Origin of the sequence: Actinacidiphila alni (genome assembly GCF_900112845.1) — a bacterium.
GTDB lineage: Bacteria > Actinomycetota > Actinomycetes > Streptomycetales > Streptomycetaceae > Actinacidiphila > Actinacidiphila alni.
Map to the genome: position 1 here is coordinate 145088 of NZ_FONG01000004.1, position 26363 is coordinate 171450.

Sequence of the window (26363 nt, forward strand, 5' to 3'; positions counted from 1 at the left end):
AAAGAACCGCCCCCAGCGGGGCAGACGCTGTTGTTTTGCGACCACCGGCCGGTGGGGGCGGGCCGCGCAGTTCCCCGCGCCCCTGAGGGTTACCGCACTCCGCAGGAGACATCAGGCACCCCCGACAGGGGATCACGTACCGCACTCCGCAGGAGAAGGGCACCGCACTCCGCGGGAGAGGGGCCGTACTCCGGGAGGGCACCCGGGGGAAGCTGAGCGCAGCGGGAATTGCGGGGATCGGGTGCCCCGATGACGAGGAGGTGTCGTGAATATTGCGAACCCCCATCGTTTTTTTGCACCGACTCATGGACTTACTGCAACCCTCCTCGTAGTCTCTCCACGCCTGGCCAGGCGTCCCCCTCCCCCCGACCCGCAAGGACGAGTGCCTGTGTCACCCTCACCCGCATCGCAGAGTCATCAGCCAAGACCCCTACGAAGCCCCGGATTCGGCCGGCGCGGAGCCGCCGCGGTGCTGTCGTTCGCCGTGGCCGCGGCGGCCGCGCTGACCGCCGTGACCCTGGCGGGCGCACCCGCCGCGCACGCGGCGGGCGTGCCCGCGCCGTCGCCGGTCGGCATAGCGGGCCGCGGCGCGAACGTGCCGTTCAAGGAGCTGGAGGCCGAGTACGCGAACACCAACGGCTCGCTGATCGGCCCCGACCGCTACTACGGCCACCTGCCGTCCGAGGCGTCCGGCCGCCAGGCCGTCACGCTCAACTCGGTCGGCCAGTACGTGGAGTTCACGCTGACCGCGCCCGCGAACGCGATGTCGCTGCGGTACAGCCTGCCGGACACCTCCGACGGCAAGGGCCGGGACGCGTCGCTTGACGTCCAGGTCAACGGCTCGTCGGTGAAGACGCTGCCGGTGACGTCGAAGTACAGCTGGTACTACGGCGGTTACCCGTTCAACAACAACCCGGGCGACAGCAACCCGCACCACTTCTACGACGAGGCCCGGACGATGTTCCCGGCCACGTACCCGATCGGCACCAAGATCCGGGTGCAGGTCACCTCGACCGCGCAGTCCCCGTCGTTCACCATCGACCTGGCGGACTTCGAGCAGGTGGCGGGGGCGATCGGTCAGCCCTCGGGCTCGATCAACGCGGTGACCGACTACGGCGTGGACCCGACCGGCGCGACCGACTCCACGGCCAAGATGCAGGCGGCCGTCAACGCCGGTCAGGCGCAGCACAAGGTCGTATACGTTCCGCAGGGCACGTACACGCTCTACGACCATGTGATCGTGGACGGCGTGACCGTCCAGGGCGCGGGCCCCTGGTACACCGTCTTCGGCGGGCGCGACCCCGTGCAGCGCAACCGGGCGGCCGGCTTCTACGGCAAGTACGTGGCGGGCGGCGGCTACGGCGGCGCGATCCGGCCGCAGGAGGCCGGCGGGCCGAGCCAGAATGTCACGCTCAAGGACTTCGCGATCATCGGCGACATCCAGGAGCGGGTGGACGACGACCAGGTCAACGGCATCGGCGGCGCCATGTCGAACTCGACCATCGACGACCTGTGGATCCAGCACGTCAAGGTCGGCGCCTGGATGGACGGTCCGATGGACCACTTCACCATCAAGAACAGCCGCATCCTGGACACCACCGCAGACGGCGTGAACTTCCACTCCGGTGTCACCAACTCCACGGTCACCAACACCTTTGTGCGCAATGTCGGTGACGACGGTCTGGCGTCCTGGCCGGAGAAGGCGCCGAACGTGAGCGACAGCTTCGACCACAACACGGTGGTGCTGCCGATCCTGGCGAACAACATCGTCACGTACGGCGGCAAGGACTTCAATCTGTCCGACAACGTCATGGCGGACACCATCACCAACGGCGGCGGTCTGCACATCGCCAACCGGTACCCGGGCGTCAACGGCGGTGGCCCCAACGGGGTTTCCGGCACGATCACGGCGGCCCGCAACACCCTGATCAGAACCGGGAACAGCGACTACAACTGGCAGTTCGGCGTCGGCGCGATCTGGTTCGACGGGCTCCAGGGCAAGGTCGACGCCAACATCCAGATCAGTGACACCGACATCCTGGACAGCTCCTACGAGGCGATCCAGTCCATCGAGTCCGGTGTCACCGGCGCCACCTTCAAGAACATCAACATCGACGGCGCGGGCACGTACGCCATCCAGGCGCAGGCTGCGGCCGATCTGACCTTCATCAATGTGAAGGCGAAGAACATCGCGCAGTCCGCGACGCCGATCCACAACTGCGTCGGCACCGCGCTGAACATCATCGACGGCGGCGGCAACTCCGGCCTCACCGGCCAGACCTGCACCGGCACCTGGCCGACTCCGGTGTGGACCAACGGCGGTGTGCCCACCGGCGGTGGCGGCAGCACCACGACCCCGCCGACCACGCCTCCCACCACGCCGCCGACGACTCCGCCCACCACTCCCCCGACGACCCCGCCGACCACACCTCCCACGACGCCGCCGGCCAACCCGAACCTCGCCCAGGGACACGCGGCCTCGGACACCGGTCACGCCGATGTCTACGTCGCGGGCAACACCGTGGACGGCAATGTCAACACCTACTGGGAGAGCACCAACAGCGCCTTCCCGCAGTCCCTGACCGTCGACCTCGGCGCGGCCAAGACCGTCGGCCGGCTGGTGCTGAAGCTGCCGACGAACTGGGGCACCCGTACCGAGACGCTGAGTGTCCTCGGCTCCACCGACAACAGCTCGTACAGCACACTCAAGGCGTCCGCGGGGTACACCTTCACCCTCGGCACCGACACCGCGACCGTCACCTTCACCCCGACCACCGCCCGCTATCTGCGGCTCACCTTCACCGGCAACACCGGCTGGCCGGCCGGCCAGCTCTCGGAGCTGGAGGCATACGCCTCCTGAGCGCCTCCTGAGCGCCGACCGATTACCCCGTTGCCCCGGGCCCGGACACCGGACCCGGGGCAACGGATCTACAGTCGTCCCATGGAATACCGTCATCTCGGCCGCAGCGGCCTGGTCATCAGCGAAATCGCTTACGGAAACTGGCTCACCCACGGTTCCCAGGTGGAGGAGGACGCGGCCACCGCCTGTGTGCGGGCCGCCCTGGACGCCGGGATCACCACCTTCGACACCGCCGACGTGTACGCGGGCACGCGTGCCGAGTCGGTGCTCGGCCGGGCGCTGAAGGGCGAGCGCCGCGAGGGCCTGGAGATCCTGACGAAGGTGTACTGGCCGACCGGCCCCGGCCGCAACGACCGCGGACTGTCGCGCAAGCACATCATGGAGTCGATCGACGGCTCGCTGCGGCGGCTGCAGACCGACTACGTCGACCTCTACCAGGCTCACCGCTACGACACGCAGACGCCGCTGGAGGAGACGATGGAGGCGTTCGCCGATGTCGTGCACTCGGGCAAGGCGCACTACATCGGCGTCTCGGAGTGGACCGCGGACCAGATCCGGCGCGGTCACGCGCTGGCCCGCGAGCTGCGGGTGCCGCTGGTCTCCAGCCAGCCGCAGTATTCGGCGCTCTACCGTGTCATCGAGGCCCAAGTGGTGCCCGCGTGCGAGGAGTTGGGCATCGGGCAGATCGTCTTCTCGCCGATCGCGCAGGGTGTGCTGACCGGCAAGTACGTACCGGGGCAGCAACCGCCCGCCGGTTCGCGCGCCACCGACGACAAGGGCGGTGCGGACATGATCGGCCGCTGGATGAGCGACGAGGTGCTGGAGCGCGTCCAGCAGCTCCACCCGCTGGCCGCCGACGCCGGTCTGACGCTGGCTCAGCTCGCCGTCGCCTGGGTGCTGCAGAATCCGAACGTGTCCGCGGCGATCGTCGGCGCGTCCCGCCCCGAGCAGGTCGCGGAGAACGTCCGGGCGGCGGGTGTGACGCTCGACGCCGGCCTGCTGGCGAAGATGAACGCGATCCTGGAGCCGGTCGCCGTGACCGACCCGCTGAAGACCGCGCAGAACGCGCCCGCCAAGCGGCCGTAACGCGCGCCTCGGGTCCGCCTCCCCGGTCGCGGACACCGCGGCGTCACCCGGGCCCGCCCGGCCACCGCGTACAGTATGTCTACGTGCCTGTAGACGAATCCGACGCGACCGGCCCGGCGGGCCCTTCGCGCGGCCCCGCGCCGAGCCCGGCACGGTGGCTCGCGCTCCCCGCCGGATGCGCCGTCGCCTTCGCGCTGCTCGCCTGGCTGGTGCTGGCCCGGCACGGCACACCGTACGGACCGGACACCGGGCCGCACCGCTGGTCGGTCGCGCACCGCCCGCACACCATGGCAACCGCGGCCCGTACCGTCACCGCGCTCGGCACCGGGCCCTTCCCGTATCTCGCCGCCGTACTGGGCGGCTGGCTCGCGGGCGGCGGCAGCACGGCACGCGGCGCGCTGCGCACCGGGCGCGGCCTGCCCACCGCGCTGCTCGCACTCGTGGTCCTGCTGGCCGGCCAGGCGGTACGCACCGGGCTGATGGCGGCCTTCCGCCGCGCCAGGCCGCCCGCCGCGGACTGGGCGACCCATGTCTCGGGGCATTCCTTCCCGTCCGGGCACACCGCGTCCAGCGCCATGGCCGCCGGGCTGCTGGCCTGGGGTCTGCTGCGGTGGCGGCCGGGCCGCACCGGGCGACTGCTCGCCGCCGGGTGCGCGCTCGTCGCCCTCGCGGTCGGCTGTACCCGGGTCTATCTGGGCGTGCACTGGCCGACCGACGTGCTCGGCGGCTGGCTGCTCGCCGCCTGCTGGCTCGGAGCGGCACTGCCGCCGCTCACGGCGTTCGCGGCCGGCCGGGGCCCCGCCGCATCCGGCCCGCCGGATGATTCCGCCGGCTAGACGGACACGCCGTGCGCCCGCAGGTAGTGCAGCGGGTCGATGTCGTCGCCGTAGTCGGGGCCGGTCCTGATCTCGAAGTGCAGATGCGGCCCGGTGGCGTTCCCGGTCGAGCCCGAACGGCCGATCCGCTGGCCGGAGTTGACCTTCTGCCCGGCCTTGACGGAGATCTGCGACAGATGGCCGTACTGGCTGTAGTCGCCGTCGGCGTGCCGGATCACGACCTGGTAGCCGTACGAGCCGCCCCAGCCGGCCGTCACCACAGTGCCGTCCGCGACCGACTTCACGCTCGTACCGGTGCCGACCAGGAAGTCCACACCCGTGTGGTAACCGCTGGCCCAGCTGGAGCCCGAGGCGTGGTACGGCGTACCGATCGGCGCGTGCACCGGCAGCGTGTACGAGGAGCTGTGGTGCACCGGGGCCGTGGTGTGGTGCGGCGTCGAGGTGTGCTTGACCGTACGGTCCAGCGTCTTGGTGCCCGCGGGCGCCGCCGACTTCTTCGGCGCGGCCTTGGGCGCCGCCTTCGGCTGCGCCTTGGGGTGCGTGGTCGCGCGGGCCCCGGGCCCGGTCTTGTGCTGCGGCTCCGCGACCGGGGTGTGCAGGTCGAGCCGCTGGCCGGGGAAGATCAAGTCCGGGTCGTCGCCGACGACCGAGCGGTTGTCGGCGTACAGCCGGGGCCAGCCGCCGCCGACGTGGTGCTCGTCGGCGATACCGGAGAGCGTGTCGCCCGACACCACCGTGTAACGGTCCTTGCCCGGGGCCTGCTTGGGGTGCGACTGCGCCGGCCGCACCGTCTTCCGCGCGGTCTGCGACGCGGCCTTCGCCTGCGTCTTCGCGGGGGCCTTCGCCGGGGTCTTCTTCGCGTGGTCGGAGACGGTCCGCACCTTGGCAGGCGGCACCTCCACCTTGTGCGACGCGGACGCCGCCGTACGCGTCAGCCCGGCGCGTACCGAGCAGACCGGCCAGGCGCCGGGGCCCTGGCTGCGCAGCACCTTCTCGGCCACGGCGATCTGCTGGTTCTTCGTCGCCAGGTCGGCGCGCGAGGCGTACGCGGTACCGCCGAAGGACTTCCAGGTGCTGGAGGTGAACTGCAGCCCGCCGTAGTACCCGTTGCCCGTGTTGATCTGCCAGTTGCCGGAGGACTCGCAGTTGGCGACCTTGTCCCAGGTGCTCTCGGAGGCCGCGTGCGCGCTGCTCAGCCCGATCAACGGCAGGGCGAGACCGGCGCCGCCCGCGGTGACGGTGAGGGATGCCTGCGACACCCGGCTGGGGCGGTAACGGCGGTGACGTCCGCGTAAGGGCATAGCGCGAGTCCTCTCCAGGACCGGCCCGTGGGGCCTGGGCTGCCGTACGCCCGAATTGCCGGGCGGGCCAAACATAGGGCCCGCACATACTCGGCCACAAGGGGTGACGACAAGTGTTCGGTTCGTCGCCGTCGCGGGCGTACGTCGTACCGGGAATGACCACGCGCGGTGAGCGTTGGAACGGGTGTGAGTTCCGTACTGCGCGACACGCCCTTCTCGGTCCTGGACCGCTCCCGCACCCGGGCCGGCGAGGACCGTCCGCGGGCGCTGCGGGACACGGTCGCCTTCGCGCGGCGGGCCGAGGAGCTGGGCTACCACCGTTTCTGGGTCTCGGAGCACCACAGCGTGCCCGGTGTCGCCGGGTCCGCGCCGACCGTGCTCGCCGCCGCCGTCGCCTCGGCCACCTCCCGGATCCGCGTCGGCACCGGCGGCGTGATGCTGCCCAACCACCAACCCCTGGTCGTCGCCGAGCAGTTCGGCGTCCTCGAAGCGCTCTTCCCCGGGCGGATCGACATGGGTCTGGGCCGGTCCGTCGGCTTCACCGACGGCATCCGCAAGGCGCTGGGCCGCGGCAAGGACGCCGCCGGGGAGTTCGGCACGCAGCTCGACGAACTCCTCGGCTGGTTCACCGGCACCCAGCGCGTCCATCCCCAGGTGCACGCCTGGCCCGCCGAGGGTCTGCGCCCGGCGCCCTTCCTGCTGGCCGTCGGCAGCGGCGCCGATCTCGCCGCCGCGCACGGCCTGCCCCTGGTCATCGGCGGGGTGCGCGGCGAGGACACGATGCTGCGCGCCGTCGACCGCTACCGCGCCGCCTTCCGTCCCTCCCCCTGGGCGGCCGAGCCGTACGTGGTGCTGTCCGGCACCGTCGCCGTCGCCGACAGCGGCGAGCACGCCCGCCGGCTGCTGATCCCCGAGGCGTGGTCCACCGCCTGGTCGCGCACCCACGGCGTCTTCCCCGCTCTGGAACCGTACGGGCAGACGCTCGCCCGCACGATGACGGGGCCCGAGCGCGACCGCTTCGACGAGGCGATGAGCGGGCAGCTGCACGGCACTCCCGAGGATGTCGCCACGTCCCTGGAGTCGCTGCTCCGGCGCAGCACCGCCGATGAATTCCTGGTCACCACCAGCACCTACGACCGCGCCGAGCTGCTGGAGTCCTACCGGCTGCTCGCCGAGGTGACCGGCATCGCCCGGGGGCCGGAGACCTCCGGAGAACGGCCCGGATAGGGTCGCCGGATGAGCGACCCGATCCCCGCGCCCCTCCCCGGCGGCCTCGATGTGCGCTGGCACGCGGGGTGGCCGTCCGCCAAGCACGACCCCGCACCGGAGATCCAGGTGCACACGTACGACGAGAGCACCCTGATCCTGCGGCAGAACATGTCCGTGCACTTCGAGGCGCCCTTCGTCTTCCTGCTGCTCGGCGCCGAGCGCGCCCTCCTGCTCGACACCGGCGCCACCGCCGATCCCCGGCACTTCCCGCTGCGCCGCACCGTGGACGCCGCGATCGACGCCTGGCTCGCCCGGCACCCCCGCGAGGGCTACGGCCTGGTCGTCGCCCACACCCACGGGCACGGCGACCACATCGCGGGCGACCCGCAGTTCGCCGACCGGCCGCACACCACCGTCGTCGGTCCCGACCTCGCGTCCGTCACCGCCTTCTACGGCCTGCCCGACTGGCCGGACGGCGCCGCCACCCTCGACCTCGGCGACCGCGTCCTCGATGTGCTGCCGGGCCCGGGCCACGAACCGGCCGCCGTCCTCCTGCACGACCGCCGCACCGGTCTGCTGTTCACCGGCGACACCCTCTATCCGGGCCATCTCTACGTCCGCGACCTCGCCGCCTTCACCGCCACCGTCGACCGGCTCCTCGCCTTCTGCGAACGGCACCCGGTCACCCATGTGCTGGGCTGCCACATCGAGATGACGACCACCGCGGGCGAGTCCTATCCGCGGGGCACCACCCATCAGCCCGACGAACCGCCGCTCCAGATGTCGGTCGCGCAGGTCCGCGCGCTGCGGGCGGCGCTGCGCGAGATCGGCGGCCGGCCGGGCGCGCATCCATACGGGGAGTTCGTGGTGCATGTCGAGGACGTGGCGGGCCCGGTCCCTGACTGATCGTCACCCCCGCGTCACGCCCATGGCGGTGCGCCCTCATCCTTATGGGTCAGGTTGCCGGGCGCGGCGCCGCCGGGCGTTCCTACGGTGACGGCATGAACGTCTCCCGTGCCTCGTCGTCCTGCCACGACCACCCGCGCCCGACCGCCGCCGGCGCCGCCGCCAGAGGGCTGGCGGCCGGCTGCTGCCTGGCCGCCGCGGCGGCGCTGACCGTCACCCCCGCCCTGGCCGCCGCGCCGCCCGGGGACAGTGGCCACAGCTCGGCCGCCCCGGGGCCCGAGGCCGCGGGCGGCTCGATGATGGCCGGGCACGGGGTGCTGGTGCGGCCCAAGGACGGGGTGCCGCGGCTGCCGTCGGGCCTGTCGGCGCTGTCCTGGACGGTGTCGGACGCGCGCACCGGGCAGGTGCTGGCGGCGAAGGACCCGCACCGGAAGCTGCCGCCGGCCAGCACCCTGAAGACGCTGTTCGCGGTGACGGTGCTGCCGCGCTTCCCGTCGACCGAGAAGCACCGGGTGACGGACGCGGACCTCGCGGGGATCGGCGCGGGCAGCAGCCTGGTCGGGGTGCAGGCGCGGCAGACGTACACGGTGGCGGATCTGTGGCGGGGCGTCTTCCTGAGTTCGGGCAACGACGCGGTGCACGTACTGGCGCACATGAACGGCTCGGTGCCGCTGACGGTCAGTCAGATGCAGGCCAAGGCACGGATGCTGGGCGCGAACGACACCCATGTGGTGTCGCCGGACGGCTACGACATGCCGGGCCAGGTGTCGTCGGCGTACGACCTGGCGGTCTTCGCGCGGGCGGGGTTGGCGATGCCGGACTTCGCGGGGTACGTCTCGACCGCGCAGGCGCAGTTCCCCGGCGGTTACGACGCGCACGGCAAATTCGTGAAGTCGTTCGGCATCCAGAACACCAACCGGCTGCTGACCGGGGCGGACGGGGTGACCCGCTACCCCGGGGTGATCGGGGTGAAGAACGGCTACACGACGAACGCCGGCAATACGCTGATCGCCGCGGCCAGGCGCGGTGACCGGACGCTGATCGCGACCGTGATGAATCCGCAGTCGGGGCTGCCGCAGGCGGTCTACCGGGAGGCGGGCGAGCTGCTGGACTGGGGTTTCGCGGCGGCGGGGCGCACCTCGTCGGTGGGGACGCTGAACGCGGCGACGACGGCGTACCGCGCCACCTCCGCGCACGCCCCGGCCCGTACCCAGCAGCAGGCACAGGGCGGTCAGCAGGCGCGGGCACAGTCCGGGGAGCACGCGCAGCAGGACCCGAAGCCGGCGGCGGGGCCGCGCGAATCGAGCACGGCGGAGGCGGGTTCGTCCTCGACGCTGGCCTGGTCCGTGGGCGGCGCGCTGGCGCTGGGCGCGGCGGGCTCGGTGGTGCTGCTGCGCCGCCGGGCGGCGGCCAAGTCCCGCTGAGCGCGCGGCGGTTCGAGCCGGCCGCGCCCCGGGCCCGCTGAGGCGGTCCGGGGCGTGGCCGGATCGCGTCGGGGGCGGTTCGGTCCCCGTCCTCCTGTGGGCGGGAAGCGCTGACGATGTGCTGGCCAGGGGCGTACTCTCGGTGGCCGGGGCAGGGGGGGCACGCACGGTGTCCGCAGCGCCGCGCCGAGAGGGAGCCGTACCCGCATGAGCCGCCGTACTTCCGGTCCTGTGTCCACCTGGGCCGAAGTCCAGCGGCAACGGCAGCGGCAGCAAGAGGCCCAGCAGCGCGCGTGGTTGCAGGCGCAGCGCGAGACCGAGCGGCAGCAGCGCGCGGCGGAACGGGCGGCGGCCCGCAGGAGCCGCGAGCAGCAGGCGGCGTACCGCGCGCAGCGGGAGGCCGACGCGCGGCAGCGGACCGAGGAACTGGAGCGGCGGTTCGCCGAACTGCGGGACCTGTTGGCCGCCGGATGCGCGGCGCCGCTGTTCACGCCGGCCTCGCTCCGGACACCGGAGACGATCGAGCCCTTCGCGCCGGGGCGGCTCGTCGATCCGGTACCGATGCCTGAGCCGAACGCGTACGCGCCCGCGCAGGGCGGCGGTTGGGGCTTCGGCCCCGGCCGCCAGGAGCGCGAGCAGGCGCGGGCGCGGTACGAGGCGGACCTGCGGGCGGCGCGGGCCGCCGAGGACCTGAGGCAGCGTCAACTCGCCGATTACCAGCGGCGGTACCAGGAGTGGGCGGACGACCGCCGGGCGGAGATCCGGCGGCACAACGCCGGGGTCGAGACGCTGGTGACCGCGCTGCGCGATCGGGAGCCGGCCGCGGTCGTCGACTATCTGACGGCGGCGCTCTACGCGTCCACCGCCTGGCCGCAGGGGCTGCCGCGCCAGGTCGCCGCCTCCTACGACCGGGACGACCGCCGACTGGTGCTCGACTGGGAGCTGCCCGCCTTCGCCGTGGTGCCGGAGACGTCCCTGGTGCGGTACATGCCGGGCGCCGACCGGGACAAGGAGGTGGCGCGGCCGGCCGCCGAGCGGCGGACGGCCTACCGCGACCTGCTGGCGCAGTGCCTGCTGCTGGTGCTGCGGGAGCTGTTCGGCGCCGACACGTTCGGGGCGCTGGACTCGGTGGTGCTCAACGGCTTCGTGGACGACACCGACCCGGCGACCGGGCACCGTACGCAAACGGTCGTGGCCACGGCACTGGTGGCGGCAGGTGTCTTCGCCGGGGTGAATCCGGCCCGGGTCAACGCGGTGGATTGCTTCACCGACGCGCTCGGCGGGCAGCTGTCGGCGCGGCCGGACCGCAGGACCGCCGTGGAACCGCTGCGGCGGCCGGGCGAGGCGGGCCGCCCCGTGGTGTCGCACGGCGGCGAGGAGGAGCCGGATCTGCTGGCGATGGACCCGCTGGAGTTCGAGGAGCTGGTCGCCGAGCTGTTCCGGGCGATGGGGATGCGGGCGGTGACCACGGTGCGCTCGGGCGACGGCGGTGTGGACGTGGACGCCCTGGACCCGGACCCGATACGCGGCGGCAAGATCGTGGTGCAGGTCAAGCGCTACCGCAACACCGTCTCGCCGAGCGCCGTACGCGACCTGTACGGCACGGTGCAGAGCGTCGGCGCGAACAAGGGCGTGCTGATCACCACGTCCGGCTTCGGCCCGACCTCGCACACCTTCGCCAACGGCAAACCTTTGACGCTGGTGTCGGGCACCGATCTGGTGGCGCTGCTGCACGACAACGGGCTCGGCGGCCGGCTCGGCCCCGCCCCTGAAGCCGCACAGCGCACCCCGACCCTGGTGGGGACCACGCTGCCGGGCCTCGACGCGGACGCCGAGGCCGATTCCGAGGCCAGTGTGCTCGGGATGTGGTGGGAGGGCGCGGTGCGCCTGGACGTGTGCGCGCTGGTGTGCCGCGGCGGCCGGGTGCTGGACGACGACCACTTCGTCTTCTTCAACAATCCGCGGACGCCCGACGGCAGTGTGCGGATGATGCCCGCGCTCGGCGGGGACAAGGCCGCGATCTGGGTGAGCTTCGACCGGCTGCCGGCCCGCGCGGACCGGGTGGTGCTGGTCGCGGCCGTCGACCCGGAGGCCGATCCGGACGGTGACCTGGCCGGTTTCACCCAGGCCAGGATCCGGCTCACCGACCCCAGCGGCGCCGAGGCGGACCGGCTGGAGGTCTCCGACGGCAGGCCGGGCGAGACGGCGCTGGTGCTCGGCTCCTTCCGCAGGACCGGTACGGGCGCGGACTGGCGCTTCGTCGCGGGCGGCAAGGGCTACCCGGGCGCGGGCGGTCTTGTGGCGCTGGTCGGCGAGCACGGCATCGAGGTGGACTGAGGGCGGACGGCCGTACGAGGGCCGCGGCCCCGCGTCGACGTGGCGCCTTCGTGGATGTTCCCGGTCCGGGAACATCCACCGGACCACCCGTGTTACAGTCTGCGTAGCACATGTCCGCGCCCCTTCTGACGGCGCCGGTGCTCATTGCGATCCACCGCCCCTTCGCGGCGACACACTCCGAAGCGCTACGGCGCCGGTGATCATCCCGCCGAGGCTCTCGCACCATCCGGATCATCCGCATCACCCACCAGGTCCCGTACGACGCGTACGCCGACCGGTGGTGATCTTCGCGGTATGCGGAGCGTGTTGTGTCCGCTCCTGCCGAATCCCCCTTTCCCGCATGCCCTTTTGGCGCATCCGAAGCTCGTCCGAGAAAGGACGAATCCCATGACTGACATCCTTGAACGCCCTCCCGTCCGGCAGGAATCGCCGGTACGGGTGGCGGGCGTACTCGACATCCACGGCGGCACCGGCCGCCTCCGTAATCCCGGGCTGCTCACCGCGCCCGACGACGTCCAGGTCTCGCAGGCGCAGATCCGCCAGGCCGGACTCAGAAAGGGCGACCTCGTCGAGGGCGTCCTCGGCACCAGGCCCGGCGCGCTCGCCCGGGTCGACCTCGTCAACGGCGTCCCCGTCCAAGAACTGCGCGGGCGACCGCGGTTCGGCGATCTGACGCCCCTTCACCCGCGCGAGCGGCTGCGCCTGGAGAGCCCCGCCGCGGCCGGGACCGGCGCGCTCGCCGGGCGCGTGATGGACCTGGTGTCCCCGGTCGGCAAGGGCCAGCGCGGCCTGATCGTGGCACCGCCCAAGGCCGGCAAGACCATGCTGCTGCAGAGCATCGCGGCGGCGGTCGCCGGGAACCACCCGGAGTGCCATCTGATGGTGGTGCTGCTCGACGAGCGGCCCGAGGAGGTCACTGAGATGCGCCGCGGTGTGCGCGGCGAGGTGATCGCCTCGACCTTCGACCGGCCCGCCAAGCAGCACATCGCGGTCGCGGAACTCGCGATCGAGCGGGCGAAGCGGCTGGTGGAGCAGGGGCAGGACGTGGTCGTCCTGCTCGACTCGCTGACCCGGCTCTGCCGGGCGCACAACACCGCCGTGTCGGCCGGCGGCCGTACCCTCACCGGCGGTGTGGACGCCGCCGCGCTGATCGGGCCGAAGCAGTTCTTCGGCGCGGCCCGGCTGGCCGAGGAGGGCGGTTCGCTGACCATCCTGGCCACCGCGCTGGTCGACACCGGCTCGCGCGCCGACGACTTCTACTACGAGGAGCTGAAGAGCACCGGCAACATGGAGCTGCACCTGGACCGTTCCCTCGCCGAGCGGCGGATCTTCCCCGCCGTGGACGTCGGCATCTCGGGCACCCGCCGCGAGGAACTGCTGCTGCCCGGCCCCGAACTGTCGGTCGTACGCGGCCTGCGCCGGGTGCTGCACGGCCGCGGCTCCCAGTCCGGCCTCGAAGTGCTGCTGGACAAGATCCGGCAGACCCCGGACAACGCCGCCTTCCTGCGGCAGATCAGCGGCACCGTGCCCGGCGAGGCGTGAGCCCCCGCCGGCCCGCGCGCCCCGTCCGCGTACCCGCGGAAATCCGGTGGCCACCACGCGCCGCCCGGCGTGATGATCGGGGGATGAGCGAGGACGCGCAGGACGCCGCCGACACCATGGCAGCTCCTTGTCGGGCGGACGCCACTGATCCGGCTGACGCTCCCGGCCCGGCGGACGCCACTGATCCGGCGGACACTCCCGGTTTTCCGGACGCGATGGAGCGGGACTTCCTGCGGGACGGCTTCGTGAAGATCGAGGGCGCCTTCCCGGCCGGCACGGCCCGCGCCTGCGCCGAACTGCTGTGGCGGCAGACCGGCTGCGGCCCGGACGACCCGGCCACCTGGACCCAACCGGTCCACTGGGTGGGCGGCATGGCCCAGCCGCCCTTCGCCGAGGCCGCCAACACCCCTGTGCTGCATGCCGCGTTCGACCGGCTGGTCGGCGCCGGACGCTGGGTGCCCCGCGATTCCCTCGGCTCCTTCCCGCTGCGCTTCCCGCACCCGGACGAGCCCGACGACGCGGGCTGGCACATCGAGGGCAGCTACGACGTACCCGGCGAGAATTGGCACTTCGCCAATGTCCGCTCGCGCGACCGCGCGCTGCTCATGCTGTTCCTCTTCACCGACGTGGACGAGGAGAACGCGCCGACCCGGATCCGCGTCGGCTCCCACCTGGACGTGCCCGCGGTCCTCGCCCCGTACGGCGAGGCCGGCGCCTCGATCCTGACCGTGGCCGCGCCGGTCGAGCGGGCCACCGCCCACCGGCCGCTCGCACTGGCCACCGGTGCGCCGGGCGATGTGTATCTGTGCCACCCGTTCCTGGTGCACGCGGCCCAGCCGCGCCACGGCAGCCGGCCCCGGTTCATGGCCCAGCCGCCCCTGCACCCGGCGGTGCCGTACGAACTGGAGCGCGCCGACGGCGACTACTCGCCGGTGGAGATCGCGATCCGGCACGGCCTCGGCAAGGACACCGCGGCAGCCGGTACCGGGGCGGCGGGCGCGGGACCCGGGTCCGTGATCGGTTAGCGTGCCGGGCATGTTGCACGGACGGGACACGGAGACGGCCGCGCTCGACGAGCTGCTGGCCGGGGCGCGGGCGGGCCGCAGCGGGGTGCTGGTGCTGCGCGGCGAGGCCGGGATCGGCAAGACCGCGCTGCTGGAGCACGCCGTGGCGGCCGCGGGCGGCCTGCCGGTCCTGCGCGGCACGGGTGTCGAATTCGAGGCCGAATTGCCGTACGCCGGGCTGCAGTTGCTGCTGCGCAGGGCGATGGGCTCGCTGGCCGCGCTGCCGGTGCCGCAACGCCGGGCGCTGCGTGCCGCGTTCGGCCTCGACGCGGAGGCGGCGAGCGAGCCGATGTTCGTGGGACTCGCCGTACTGTCGCTGCTGTCGGACCACGCGGGCGACGGCGGGCTGCTGTGCGTCGTGGACGACGCGCAATGGCTGGACCGGGCGTCGACCGACGCGCTGGTCTTCGCGGCGCGGCGGCTCGACGCGGAGGGCGTGGCGCTGGTGTTCGCCGCGCGCGACGGCGAGGGGTCGTTCGCCGCGCCGGGCCTGCCCGAACTGCGGCTCGGGCCGCTCGCCGAGGACGCGGCGCTGGCCCTGCTCGCGGAGCGCGGCGGCGCGCGGGCGGACGCCGTACGCGCCCAGGTGCTGGCACAGGCGCGCGGCAATCCGCTGGCGCTGCTGGAACTCCCGCTGGCCCAGGCCGCCGGGGCGTACGGCGCCGCGGCGGCCGCGGGCGCGCTGCCGCTCACGACACGGCTCCAGATGGCCTTCCACGGCCAGGTCAGCCACCTTCCGCCCGGGACGCAGACGCTGCTGCTGGTGGCCGCGGCCGACCACACCGGCGACCCGGACATCCTGGTACGGGCCGCCGGTGTGCTGGGGGTCGGCGTCGAGGATCTGCCGCCCGCGCAGGAGGCGGGCCTGGTGTACGTGGACGACGAGGACCGGCTGCGGTTCCGGCATCCGCTGATGCGGGCCGCGATCCACCAGCGGGCCGCGCTCCCGGACCGGCTCGCCGCGCATCGGGCGCTCGCCGAGGCCGCCGACCCGGTACGCGACCCCGACCACCGCGCCTGGCACCTCGCCGCCGCGGCGACCGGCCCGGACGAGGCGGTGGCGGCGGCACTCCAGCGCACCGCGGGCCGGGCCCGCGAACGCAGCGGCCACGCCGCCGCCTCGGCCGCCTACGAACGCGCCGCGCGGCTGAGCACCGATCCCGCCGCCCGCGTCGAACGCCTGCTGTTGGCCGCCGAGTCCGCCTCGGAAGCGGGCGGGATCGCCCGCGCCCGCGCCTTCGCGGCCGAGGCCGCCAAGGCGGCGGCCCTGGCCGCGGACGGCGGCCCGGCCTCGGGGACGTCCGGCACCGGGCACGCGGAGCCCGAACCCACGGAGTCCGTCGCGGACGCCCTCGGGGGCGCGAGCACCGGACCGACCGCACACACCGGCGGCACGAAGGGCGCGGGGCCCGGCCGTACGGTGCCGGCGGGCGGCTCGGCCCGTGCCGCTCTGGACCGGGTCCGCGGCCGCACCGCGTACGTCCGGGGGCTGGCGGACTTCTGGGAGGGGGACTTCGCGGCGGCGCATCAACTGCTGCTGCGGGGAGCGGCGTCGGCGGCGCGGGAGGACCCGGTCGCGGCGGCCCGGATGCTGGTGCAGGCGACGCATACGGCCTGGTATCTGGGCGACGCCGAAGTGTCGGGGACGATGGAGCGGCTGGCGGCGCTGGAGCTGCCGCGGGACGCGCCCGTTCGGGCGGTGACGGACTTCCTGGTGCGGGCGCTCGGTCCGGGCAGCGCGGCCGGTGATCCGCCGGACGTGGGCGAGGCCGCCGCGGCGGCGCGGGCCGCGCGCGGCGGCCGGGTCGATCCGCGCGACCTCGTGATGCTGTGCGGGGTCGGCCTGGCGCTCGGCCAGGACGCGGCGGCGCACGATCTGGCCGTCGCGCTGGCCGAGGAGAGCCGGGAGAACGGCGGTGTCGGCCGGCTGACCACGATCCTGTTCTTCCGGGCGGAGGCGGAGCTCTTCGACGGCCGCTGCGACGAGGCGTTCGCGACCGCGTCGGAGGGCCTGCGGATCTCCCGGGACAGCGGCCAGCGGCAGTGGGTGAGCCAGCTCAGCAGCGCGCTGGCCCATGTCGCGGCGGTCCGCGGGGACGAGGACGCCTGCCGTGAACTCGCCGACGAGGCACTGGCGTCAGGGACGGGTACGTCGATGGCACCGGGCGCGCCGTGGGCGTACTGGTCGCAGGGACTGCTCGAACTGGGCCTGGGGCGGACGCAGTTCGCCCTCGACCGGCTGTCGCTGCTGACCGGCCCCTCCGTACGGCACCACATCAGCGCGATGCGCAGCGTCCCCGATCTGGTGGAGGCGGCGGTGCGGCTCGGTGTGCCGGAGCGGGCGGACGAGCCGCTGGCGCGGTTCGAGGCGTGGGCGGCGCGGTCGGGTCAGGGCTGGGCGCGGGCGCTGGTGGCGCGCTGCCGTGCACTGCGGGCGCGGGACGCGGAGGCGGAGGCGTACTTCACGCAGGCGCTCGACGAACACGAGCCGCACCGGCGGGCGTTGGAGTCTGCCCGCACCGAGCTGCTGTACGGCGAATGGCTGCGCCGGGCGCGGCGCAAGAGCGAGGCGCGCGGGCACCTCAAGGCCGCGCTCGACACCTTCGAACGGCTGGGCGCGCGGCCGTGGGCCGACCGGGCCCGTACCGAACTGGGCGCGTCGGGCGCCTCGGTGACGACGGGTCAGGAAGCGGCGGGCGGCGGCAGGTCGGTCGCCGAGGAGGCCGGACTGACCCCGCAGGAGTCGCAGATCGTCCGGCTGGCGGCGCGCGGCCTGTCCAACCGGGACATCGCCGCGCAGCTCTTTCTCAGTCCGCGCACGGTCGGCCACCACCTCTACAAGGCGTATCCGAAACTCGGTGTGGTCTCGCGCGGCGAGCTGGCACCGCTGTTCCCCGCGGACTGACGCGGCCGTGCCCGCCCGGTCGCGGGGACCGGGCGGACACGGCAGGCGGGGGTGCGCCGGGGTGTTCCCGCGGCTCAGACGTTGACGCCGTGCGAGGCCAGGTAGGCGACCGGGTCGATGTCGGAGCCGTAGTTCGGGGTCGTGCGGACCTCGAAGTGCAGGTGCGGTCCGGTCACATTGCCGGTCGCGCCCGAGATGCCGATCTGCTGGCCCTCGCTGACGCTCTGACCAGCGGAGACCAGCGCCTGCGTCAGGTGGCCGTACAGCGTGTACTTGCCGTCGGCGTGCTTGATGATCACGTCGTTGCCGTACGCGCCGTCCCAGCCGGCCGAGACGACGGTGCCGGCGGCCACGGCGTGCACGTCGGTGCCGGAGCCGACCAGGAAGTCGACGCCGGTGTGGTAACCGCTGGACCAGTTGGCGCCGGACGCGTGGTACTGCGTACCGATCGCCGCGTTGCCGACCGGCTTGGTGTAGCCGGAGGCGCTGGAGGACGAGGACGACGAAGACGAGGAGGCCGACGAAGACGACGAAGACGACGACTTCTTGGTGCTGGTCGTGTGCTCGGAGGACTGCGAGGTCGACGGCTGCGAGGACCGGGTCGAGGCGGACGGCGCCGACTTCTTCTGCGGGGCCGGGGCGGCGGGCTTCTCGGTGGAGTGGCCGCCCAGCGTGAGGTGCTGGCCGGGGTAGATCAGGTCAGGGTTGCCGCCGATGACCGACTTGTTGTCGGAGTAGAGGCGCTGCCAGCCGCCGTTCACATGGTGGCTGTCTGCGATCTTCGACAGCGAGTCGCCGCTGACGACGTCGTACTTCGTGGTGGCGGCGGCCTTGGCGGCGCTGCTGTGTGCGGCGACGGTCGCGGCCTTGACGGCGGCGGTGTGCGGGGCGGCGGCGGGAGCCTTGGCGGGCTCGGCGGCCGAAGCGATGCCAGCGCCGACCAGCGGCAGGGCGAGGGCGACACCGCCGGTGCCCGCGGCGACGCAGATGCGGGTGAGGCGGCTCATACGGGTCTTGCGGTGCTGTCCCTTTGCGGGCATGGGGGATTTCCTCTCCTACGCCTGCGAGGTGAGCTGTCGGGTTCGGGCAGGAGATGCCCGGTCACGTGGTCGTGCCGATGCGTGTGCGCACGGCGCCGCGACTTCACCCCGAGCCGTCCCTGACTGCGAGACGGCGACTTACCTGGGTCCCCCGCTCCTGCCGTGTGTGATCAAAAGGTCCAGGAGATCGGGCGGCGGCAGGATTCGGCGTTCCGCCCGACGGACATTCGCTTTCGCGGGCATCCGGCCCGCAGGAGGCGAAGCTAAGCGGTTGCCCGATCCGCGGGCAACCAACCGTGATCCACTCCGTCCGTCGGCGGCGTGCACCGGTCACTGCGGGTCGCCCGTCGTCACCGCAGCGCGTACGGACCGGTCACGGTGCGCGCTCCCCCGCCGTACGGTCGGTGACATGCCGCCTTGATCCGGAACAGCGGGTGAAACCCGGACATCGGACCGTATTCGCGGCGTGATGCCGCTCACGGCGGGGCCGCCGAGTGACCCCGGTCACGCCCAAATGTCCGGTTGGATACGCTACTTGGCGATTTCAGTAGGTACCGGGCGGGCCGCCGATCCGGCCGTCCAGCGTGCGGCTGAGCCGGTACGCCACCGGCCGGAAGCCGACCGCCGGCCAGTGCCCGGCCGACAGCGGCGAGGCGGAGTACCACCGGGCGGACATGTAGCGGTGGCCGTTGTCGTACGCCCAGGCCAGCGCGGTGGCGAGCAGGATGCGGCTGATGCCCTCGCCGCGCGCGGAAGGCTCGACGTACGCCTCGGCCAGCTCGACGCAGAACTCCGGGATCACCGGGTCGGGCGTGGCCGGGACCAGCAGCACCATGCCGATCTCCTCGCCCCGGCGGGAGGCGATCCACGCGGCGCTTCGCGGGTCGCCGAGCGCGTCGGCGTAGTACATCCGCAGCGCGGCGAGCGCGCGTTCCGGCTGCGGCTGGAAGACGGCGGATTCGCGCTGCCTGCGCGAGGACTCGGCGGCCATCCGGCCGATCTGCGGCAGGTCACCGACGCCCGCGCGCCGGATGGCGAGCCCCTCGACGCCGCGCGGCTGGCGTCCGCGGGCCTTGACCGCCATCAGGCCGTGCACCAGTTCGCGGCCGAAGCCGAGGTCGGCCCACGGCAGTCCGGCCGATTCGCCGGCCGGTACGTCCACGTAGTGCACCAGCCGCCGCTCCGCGACCAGCCGGGCCGAGACCCGGGCGTACAGCGCGCGCAGCACCTCGGACTCGCGGCCGCCCGGCAGCGCGTGGCCGCCGTGCGGGATCAGCGCGGAGTGCGGGTGATTGCGCAGCCCCGCCGGGTCGTCGGGGAGCAGGTCGACCGGCACCGCGGCGAGGTGTCCGGTGAGGCCGCCGTCGCCGTCGAGCGCGCGGCACGCCTCGAGTCCGGGGACGCCGATCAGCTTGCCGAGCAGCTCCTCACCGCGTACGGGGCCGTCGGCGAGCCAGGAGCGTTGCGACGGAGGACGGCGGGCCCGCGCGAACCAGCGGTCGTACCGCTGCGCGGCCAGGGGTATGTGCTCGGCGGTCAGCGGCGCGATGGCGACAGTCATGGTGGTCGGTGACGCTAGCGGGGCGCGCCACCCCACGGCAAGGCGGGGCGGGACCGGTCCCGACGGGCGTGCCGCGGGCCGGAGTTCAGCCGGTCCAGGCGGGCCGCCGGGGGTCGTCGGCACGTACCAGGACATCGGCGGTCTGTTCCGGCAGCGCCTCCCGGTCGTACCGGTCGAATGCGGGCAGCGTCCACCGGTCGGCCTCCGGCGTACGCCGTTCCAGCGCGGCCGGGGACAGCCGCAGATGGACCGTCAGATCGAACGGCAGGCCCTGGCCGAGCAGCAGCGGGCCGTCGAGCACCAGCACGCCGCCGGGTGGCAGTCGGACGTACGCGGCGCGGGTGGCGCGGTCGGCCTCGGCGTCCCACAACGACGGCAGGACCCGGCCGGAGCCGTCGGGCGCGAGCGGGTCGAGGACTTCGCGGCGCAGCGCCCCGGTGTCGAGCCAGAGCTGGTAGTACGCGTCGGCGTCCTCGTGGCCGTACTCGTAGCGCAACGACGCGGGCCGCAGGAAGTCAGCGGCGCGCACCCGCAGCGCCCGGTGGCCGAGGGCGGGCAGCGCGGCGGCGACGGCGTCGGCGAGGTCGCCGGGCCGGGCGGCGTCGGCGCCGTCCACGGCCACCCGCCACCAGGGCCCCGGAGTCCGCGCGATCCGCTCCGCGAGGCCGTCGGCCAGCCGCGTCCAGGTGATCGGGGTGAGCTGCACACCGGCCATCCTGCACCGCCGTCACCCGTTCGGGCGACTTCACCGTGCCGAAAGCGGGACAGCGGCGCGATGGCCGGATGGACCGGCCCGTACGGGCAATGCTCGCGCCGGGCACCGCTCCACCCGTCCCCCACCTGGTGGAAATCCCCTACAAATCACCCATTTGCCACCGAGCGCGATCTATTACTTGTTGTGAGCCTGGAAGAACTCATGGTGACCGTCCCCATCACCCAGGAGAAAGCCCAATGATCCTGTCCATCTCCGGCGTCGTCCTGCTCGGCGTCATCTGCTTCCTGTTCTTCCGCAAGGACGGGCTGAAGGTGTCCCACGGCATCGTCTGCGCCCTGTTCGGCTTCTACCTCGCGGGCACCGCCATCGCCCCGAGCATCAAGGCGGGCGGCGCGAGCCTGGCCAGCCTGCTGGGCGGGATCAAGGTCTAGGCCCAGGCCCGGGCCCGGGCCGCCCCGACGGGCGGCCACTCCCCACGGGCCCGGCGCGGCCAGCCGCTCCGGGCCCGTACCCCGATCCCTCCGCGCGCGCCTCCCCCACGGCGCGCACCGGCATAAGCACGGCACTCGACGCCCGAAGCACGACACGCACCGAAACACCCATGGAGTACCCGTGGCCAGGCGACCCCTTCCCAGCATCCTCACCAGCCGGCCCGCGCTCGTCCGCGGCCGGGACCTGGCGCGCAGCGCCGCCGACAGCGCCACCGACGTGCTCCATCCGGTGATCACCATCGCCCGCGGCATGCGCAAGCAGGTCGCGTGGGCGGGCAGCTGGTGGGGCCGCACTCCCAAGGACCGCCGCGGCCCCGCGCTGCTGCTGGCCGCCGCCGGTGTGGTCGTCGTCGTGATGATGCCGTACGGCCCGCTGCTGGCGATCGCCGCCGTCATGGCGTCCGCGGCCTGGATGGGCCGCGACCGCACCCCGCCGACGCCGACCGGGCCGAGCGAGGCCGAGACCGGGCGGCTCCAGTCGCTGTACGAGGCCCTCGTGCCGTATCTGTCGGACGCCGGCGACCCGGCGCCGCTGTACGCGCACGACGGCAGCTGGGACAAGGCGTTCAGCGAGTACGAGTTCCAGGACGGCAGGCTGGCGCGGCTGCATCTGCGCTACCCCGCGTACTTCACCGACGGCGAGGCCGAGTCGCGCACCCGGGTGGAGCAGCTGCTGCACGCGAAGGCGGGCCGCGGCCGGGAGTACCGCTTCGACTGGAACGAGGAGGAGAACCACCTCACCCTCACCGCGCTGGCGCCGCTGCCCACCGACATCGTCGCGCAGCGGTTCATCACCGCCCCCGGTGAGACGGTGCTCGGCTTCACCGACGACGCCGCCGTCCAGCGGACCGTGCCGGTCACCGACGGTGACGGCACCCGGGACGCGCCGCCGGTCGTGTGGCGCACCGGCACCCGCTCCACCGAGCCGCATCTGCTGGCCCTCGGGCAGCCCGGCACCGGCACCACGAGCCTATTGCGGTCGATCGCGCTCCAGGCGCTGGTCTACGGTGACGTGGTCGTCGTGGACGGCAGCGGCACCGGCGAATACGCGTGCCTGATCGGGCGGCCCGGCGTCCTCGCCGTCGAGGGCGGGCTGTCCGGCGCGTCCGCCACGCTGGAATGGGCCGCGCACGAGACCGAGCGGCGGCTGATCGCGGTCAACAGGGCGCGGCAGTCCGGTGATCCGGTCGCCGACGACGTACGCCGTCCGCTGTGGATCCTGGTCGACCGGCCGACCGCGCTCTCGCAGCTCGCGCTGGCCGAGGGGCGGCCCGACCCGCAGACCCTGCTGGACGTGCCGCTGCGGCACGGGCGCGCGGCCAATGTCGCGGTGGCCGTCGCCGACCAACTCGACGCCACGGAGGGGCTGGCGCCCGTCGTCATCGCGCAGACCCGCGCCCGCGTGGTGCTCGGGCCGCTCGCGCCCGAACACGTCGAGGCCGTCCTCGGGGCGCCGCAGCGGACGACTCCGGCGGCGGAGGTGCCGCCCGGGCGCGGGTACGCCCGGCTCGGCACCGGGCCCGTGCTGCGGCTCCAGGTGCCGTCGACGCCGGACCCCTACGACGAGGAGTGTGCTCAGGCGCACCGCGACGCCGTTCTCTCGCTTCTGCCGGGGGCGGCCCCCGCTGACCTCCCCCTCCACGAGGAGGCCCCGGCCTCCGCCTCTTCGGCTCCCGCCGAGCCCGAGCCCGTGCCCGTCGCCCTCCGCAAGGACGCGGTCGTCCGGGCCGTCGCCGACCTCGAGCTGAGCTAGCCCTCCCACGGAGTGGGGCGCCTCTTCGGCAGGCGGTGCCTGAGGTCTCCTGCGGAGTGCGGTGCCCCTTCGGGGGGCGGGATGCGTGAGGTCTCCTGCGGAGTGCGGGAGTCATGCTTTTAGGGGCGCGGGGAACTGCGCGGCCCGCCCCCACCGGCCCGGTGGTCGCAAAACAAACAGCGTCTGCCCCGCTGGGGCGGTCTTTCACCCGCAGCCCCGCGCGGCCTGAGCGCGCAGTTCCTCCCCCAGCTACCGCTGGGAGGTGCCCCCAGCGCCCCTGACGAACCGCACTCCGCAGGAGACGGGTCAGGCGACGAAGAGGCTGGTGGGGTCGCCGTCGGCGGCGCCGCCGGAACGGACGACGTGGGCCGCCTGCGCGAGGCGAGCGGCCGCCTCGGAGGCGGCGGGACCACTGACGGTGAACGGCAACCGGATGTAGGGCTCAAAAGCACCGTCGACCCCGAAGCGCGGCCCGGAGGGAACGCGGACGCCGAGGCGTTCCCCGGCGACGGCCAGGCGCGAGCCGGACACGTCCCCCGTACGCACCCACATGGTCATGCCGCCGCGCGGCACCGCGAATTCCCAGCCTGTGGTGTGCTCGCGCAACCCGGCGACGATGTCGTCGCGGCACTCGCGCGCCCGGGCGCGCCGCGCGGCCAGCGCCAGGTCCCAGCCACCGTCGCGCAGCAGCCAGGCGACGGCGAGCTGGTCCACGACGGGCGAGCCGAGGTCGAGGTAGGCCCGGGCGGAGACCAGCCGGCGTACGACGTCGGGGGTGGTGCGGACCCAGCCGATCCGCAGCCCCGCCCAGACCGCCTTGCTGGCCGAGCCGACCGTCATCACGGTGCCGCCGCGGTCGAAGGCGGCCATCGGCCGCGCGCCCGACTCCTCGCCGTCCAGGACGAGTTCGGCCATGGTCTCGTCGGCCACCACGACGGTCCCGGCCGCCCGCGCGGCCTCCACGAGGTCGCGCCGCTGCTCGTCGGCGATGAGCGTGCCCGTCGGATTGTGGAAGTCCGGCATCACGTACGCCATGCGCGGCGAGGCGTCCCGCAGGACGCGCCGCCAGGCGTCCATGTCCCAGCCGGCGAGTCCCTCTCGCAGCGTCACCGGCACCAGCCGGGAGCCGGTCTCGCGGAACAGCTCCAGCACATTGGCGTAACTGGGCGACTCCACGGCGACCCGCTCGCCGAAGGCGACCAGCCGCCGGGCCGCGGCGGCGATCGCGCCCATCGCCCCGGTGGTGACCATGATCTGCTCGGGCATGGTGGGCACACCGCGCAGCGTGTAGCGGTCGGCGATGGCCTCCCGCAGCACCGGCAGCCCGGCCGGGAAGTCGCCGTGGGTGGCGGCGTACGCGGGCAGTTCGGCGAGCGCGCCCTGCATGGCGCGGCTGAGCCACGGCTCGGTTGCGGGCAGCGAGGCGGTGCCGAGGTCGATGACGGTGCCCGCGGCCTCCGGCGGCAGCGGCTCCAGGCTGCGCGAGGGCAGCACATGCCCCTCGGGGATCGCGGTCCAGCTGCCGGCGCCGCGCCGGGACCGCGCGAAGCCCTCGGCACGCAGCGCCTCGTAGGCGGCGGCGACGGTGGTGCGGCTGACACCGAGGGCCACCGCGAGTTCGCGCTCGGCGGGCAGCCGCGCGGCCACCTGGACGCGGCCTTCGAGGACCAGCAGCCGGATGCCGTCGGCCAGGCCCCGGTACGCGGGCAGCTTGCGGCCGTGCCCGTTGCCGTGTGCGGCGGCCCGGCCACCGCGCGGGCGGGGTTCGAGCAGCCGGGCGAGGTGGGACGCACTGACCGCCGCAGTCCACTGGGGCACCGAAATCAGTCCACCTCTCGTCGATTGGCCGTGGAACGAAAGCACTTCCAGGCCACAGAGTGGCACGTGCGTCAGCACGTCCGCCAATGGGGGGTTCCATTGATCTCGCCGTTCCCGTACCGCCGCCTCGTCCGTCTCTATGTCGGCCTCGCGCTGTACGGCGCGTCCTCGGCGCTGATGATCCGCGCCGCGCTGGGCCTTGACCCGTGGGACGTCTTCCACCAGGGGCTGTCCCGGCTGACCGGAATGAGCATCGGCGTCGTCTCCATTGTCGTCGGCGCGGCCGTGCTGCTGCTGTGGTGGCCGATCCGGCAGCGGCCGGGGCTCGGTACGGTCTCCAATGTGTTCGTCGTCGGGCTGGCGATCGACGCCACCTGCCGCCTGGTGCCGTACCACGCGGCACTGGCCGTACGGATACCGCTGCTGGTCGCGGGGGTGCTGCTGAACGGCGTGGCGACCGGTCTCTACATCACCGCGCGTTTCGGTCCCGGTCCGCGCGACGGGCTGATGACGGGCCTGCACCGCAGGACCGGCCGCTCGGTGCGGCTGGTGCGCACCGGCATCGAGGTGACCGTCCTGGCGGCCGGCTTCGCGCTGGGCGGCGGCGTGGGCGCGGGCACCGTGCTGTACGCGCTGGCGATCGGGCCACTCGCGCAGTTCTTCCTGCGGGTCTTCGCCGATCCGGCGGAAAACGCGCCGGGCGATGGCGCGAAAAGCCCGCAGGCCCAGGTCACGGCGGGTACGCCGGGCACGGTGCGGGACATCGCCGTGGACGTGATGCCCGCATCTGCGGTGATTCGCCGGGACGCGCCCGAACGCGCTGCGGTCGATCCGATTTAGCCGGAGGGCGTGCGGACCGGTAGTGTACGCGGTTGGCCCAGCAGCTTGACCGTTACTGCACGCAAAAGATATGACGACACCGGGTGACATCTCCGCTCAGATGTGACAAACCGGGCACCGGTGGGTACAAACAGGGGCGGCACGACGGGCGACGCATCTCCCTAAACGGGAATCTTCACCGCCGACCGGACGTTGACCGGATGACGACGACAGCGACACCTGTCCTGTGGGCGACCAAGCCCGGGAGGCACGATTCATGAGTGAGCGAGCTCTCCGCGGCACGCGACTCGGGGCCACCAGCTACGAGACCGACCGCGGTATCGATCTGGCCCCGCGCCAGACCGTTGAGTACGCATGCCGGAACGGACATCGATTCGAGATGCCGTTCTCGGTTGAGGCCGAGATTCCGCCGGAGTGGGAGTGCCGCGCCTGCGGCCAGACCGCCCTGCTGGTGGACGGAGAGGGCCCGGAGGAGAAGACGACCAAGCCCGCGCGCACGCACTGGGACATGCTCATGGAGCGGCGCACGCTGGAGGAGCTGGAGGAGGTGCTGGCCGAACGGCTGGCGGTCCTCCGTTCCGGAGCGATGAATATCGCGGTGCACCCGCGGGACAATCGCAAGAGCGCGTAGCGCGTCCCAGGGACGCGGGCTCGACCAGGTTCGACCTAGGGGGG

Annotated in this window: 19 protein-coding genes and 1 riboswitch; of the genes, 14 read left to right on the forward strand and 5 right to left on the reverse strand. The window is 73.3% G+C overall.

Annotation, left to right across the window (positions count from 1 at the left end):
• Window positions 1-469 precede the first annotated feature (469 nt).
• The 3 genes from BM076_RS08485 to BM076_RS08495 all read left to right on the forward strand — a co-directional run bounded on the left by BM076_RS08485 (window position 470) and on the right by BM076_RS08495 (window position 4782).
• Complete coding sequence (locus BM076_RS08485; protein WP_245795860.1) at window positions 470-2860, forward strand: discoidin domain-containing protein; 2391 nt, start codon at window positions 470-472, stop codon at window positions 2858-2860.
• An 81-nt stretch (window positions 2861-2941) separates the two neighbouring features.
• The gene (locus tag BM076_RS08490; protein WP_093712813.1) at window positions 2942-3946 is read left to right on the forward strand and encodes an aldo/keto reductase family protein; all 1005 of its coding nucleotides are present in this window, start codon (window positions 2942-2944) and stop codon (window positions 3944-3946) included.
• Between the two features lie 83 nt (window positions 3947-4029).
• Complete coding sequence (locus BM076_RS08495) at window positions 4030-4782, forward strand: phosphatase PAP2 family protein (protein ID WP_245795861.1); 753 nt, start codon at window positions 4030-4032, stop codon at window positions 4780-4782.
• On the opposite strand, the gene BM076_RS08500 is transcribed toward BM076_RS08495, so the two are convergent.
• On the reverse strand, window positions 4779-6083 hold the full coding sequence (locus BM076_RS08500) for a transglycosylase family protein (protein WP_093712814.1): 1305 nt from the start codon (window positions 6081-6083) through the stop codon (window positions 4779-4781). The two genes, BM076_RS08495 and BM076_RS08500, sit on opposite strands and share 4 nt — an antisense overlap.
• A gap of 186 nt (window positions 6084-6269) precedes the next feature.
• On the opposite strand from BM076_RS08500, the gene BM076_RS08505 reads away from it, so the two are divergent.
• The 7 genes from BM076_RS08505 (at window position 6270) to BM076_RS08535 (ending at window position 17470) form a co-directional block, all read left to right on the forward strand.
• Complete coding sequence (locus BM076_RS08505) at window positions 6270-7310, forward strand: LLM class flavin-dependent oxidoreductase (RefSeq protein WP_093712815.1); 1041 nt, start codon at window positions 6270-6272, stop codon at window positions 7308-7310.
• 9 nt (window positions 7311-7319) lie between these two features.
• Window positions 7320-8198 (forward strand): MBL fold metallo-hydrolase, encoded by an 879-nt coding sequence (locus BM076_RS08510; protein ID WP_093712816.1) that lies wholly within the window; start codon window positions 7320-7322, stop codon window positions 8196-8198.
• A gap of 95 nt (window positions 8199-8293) precedes the next feature.
• Entirely contained in the window at window positions 8294-9622 is a 1329-nt protein-coding gene (locus tag BM076_RS08515) for a D-alanyl-D-alanine carboxypeptidase family protein (RefSeq protein ID WP_245795863.1), read from the forward strand.
• A 207-nt stretch (window positions 9623-9829) separates the two neighbouring features.
• Window positions 9830-11959, forward strand: coding sequence for a restriction endonuclease (locus BM076_RS08520; protein ID WP_093712818.1), 2130 nt, complete (start codon window positions 9830-9832; stop codon window positions 11957-11959).
• 387 nt (window positions 11960-12346) lie between these two features.
• On the forward strand, window positions 12347-13501 hold the full coding sequence (gene rho, locus BM076_RS08525; protein WP_218160060.1) for a transcription termination factor Rho: 1155 nt from the start codon (window positions 12347-12349) through the stop codon (window positions 13499-13501).
• Between the two features lie 215 nt (window positions 13502-13716).
• A complete protein-coding gene (locus BM076_RS08530; protein ID WP_093712820.1) occupies window positions 13717-14526 on the forward strand; it encodes a phytanoyl-CoA dioxygenase family protein in 810 nt (269 codons plus the stop codon).
• Window positions 14527-14536: 10 nt separating this feature from the next.
• A complete protein-coding gene (locus BM076_RS08535) occupies window positions 14537-17470 on the forward strand; it encodes a helix-turn-helix transcriptional regulator (RefSeq protein WP_177246380.1) in 2934 nt (977 codons plus the stop codon).
• A gap of 74 nt (window positions 17471-17544) precedes the next feature.
• Here BM076_RS08535 and BM076_RS08540 read toward each other — a convergent pair whose 3' ends face one another.
• From BM076_RS08540 to BM076_RS08550, 3 genes are all read right to left on the reverse strand, one after another.
• Entirely contained in the window at window positions 17545-18510 is a 966-nt protein-coding gene (locus BM076_RS08540; RefSeq protein ID WP_093712822.1) for a M23 family metallopeptidase, read from the reverse strand.
• 3 nt (window positions 18511-18513) lie between these two features.
• A riboswitch (cyclic di-AMP (ydaO/yuaA leader) is annotated at window positions 18514-18714 on the reverse strand.
• Window positions 18715-19054: 340 nt separating this feature from the next.
• Window positions 19055-20071, reverse strand: a complete 1017-nt coding sequence (locus tag BM076_RS08545) for a GNAT family N-acetyltransferase (protein ID WP_093712823.1) — start codon at window positions 20069-20071, stop codon at window positions 19055-19057.
• A gap of 85 nt (window positions 20072-20156) precedes the next feature.
• The gene (locus BM076_RS08550) at window positions 20157-20777 is read right to left on the reverse strand and encodes a nucleoside/nucleotide kinase family protein (RefSeq protein ID WP_093713022.1); all 621 of its coding nucleotides are present in this window, start codon (window positions 20775-20777) and stop codon (window positions 20157-20159) included.
• A gap of 245 nt (window positions 20778-21022) precedes the next feature.
• Here BM076_RS08550 and BM076_RS08555 point away from each other — a divergent pair, with 245 nt between their 5' ends.
• Complete coding sequence (locus BM076_RS08555; RefSeq protein ID WP_093712824.1) at window positions 21023-21217, forward strand: hypothetical protein; 195 nt, start codon at window positions 21023-21025, stop codon at window positions 21215-21217.
• A gap of 181 nt (window positions 21218-21398) precedes the next feature.
• Window positions 21399-23030, forward strand: coding sequence for a hypothetical protein (locus BM076_RS08560; protein WP_093712825.1), 1632 nt, complete (start codon window positions 21399-21401; stop codon window positions 23028-23030).
• Between the two features lie 306 nt (window positions 23031-23336).
• Here BM076_RS08560 and yczR read toward each other — a convergent pair whose 3' ends face one another.
• The gene (gene yczR, locus BM076_RS08565; protein ID WP_093712826.1) at window positions 23337-24848 is read right to left on the reverse strand and encodes a MocR-like transcription factor YczR; all 1512 of its coding nucleotides are present in this window, start codon (window positions 24846-24848) and stop codon (window positions 23337-23339) included.
• A 99-nt stretch (window positions 24849-24947) separates the two neighbouring features.
• Between yczR and yczE the strand changes: the two genes are divergently transcribed.
• Window positions 24948-25688, forward strand: coding sequence for a membrane protein YczE (gene yczE / locus BM076_RS08570; RefSeq protein WP_245795865.1), 741 nt, complete (start codon window positions 24948-24950; stop codon window positions 25686-25688).
• 256 nt (window positions 25689-25944) lie between these two features.
• Entirely contained in the window at window positions 25945-26319 is a 375-nt protein-coding gene (locus BM076_RS08575) for an RNA polymerase-binding protein RbpA (RefSeq protein ID WP_093713023.1), read from the forward strand.
• Window positions 26320-26363 lie beyond the last annotated feature (44 nt).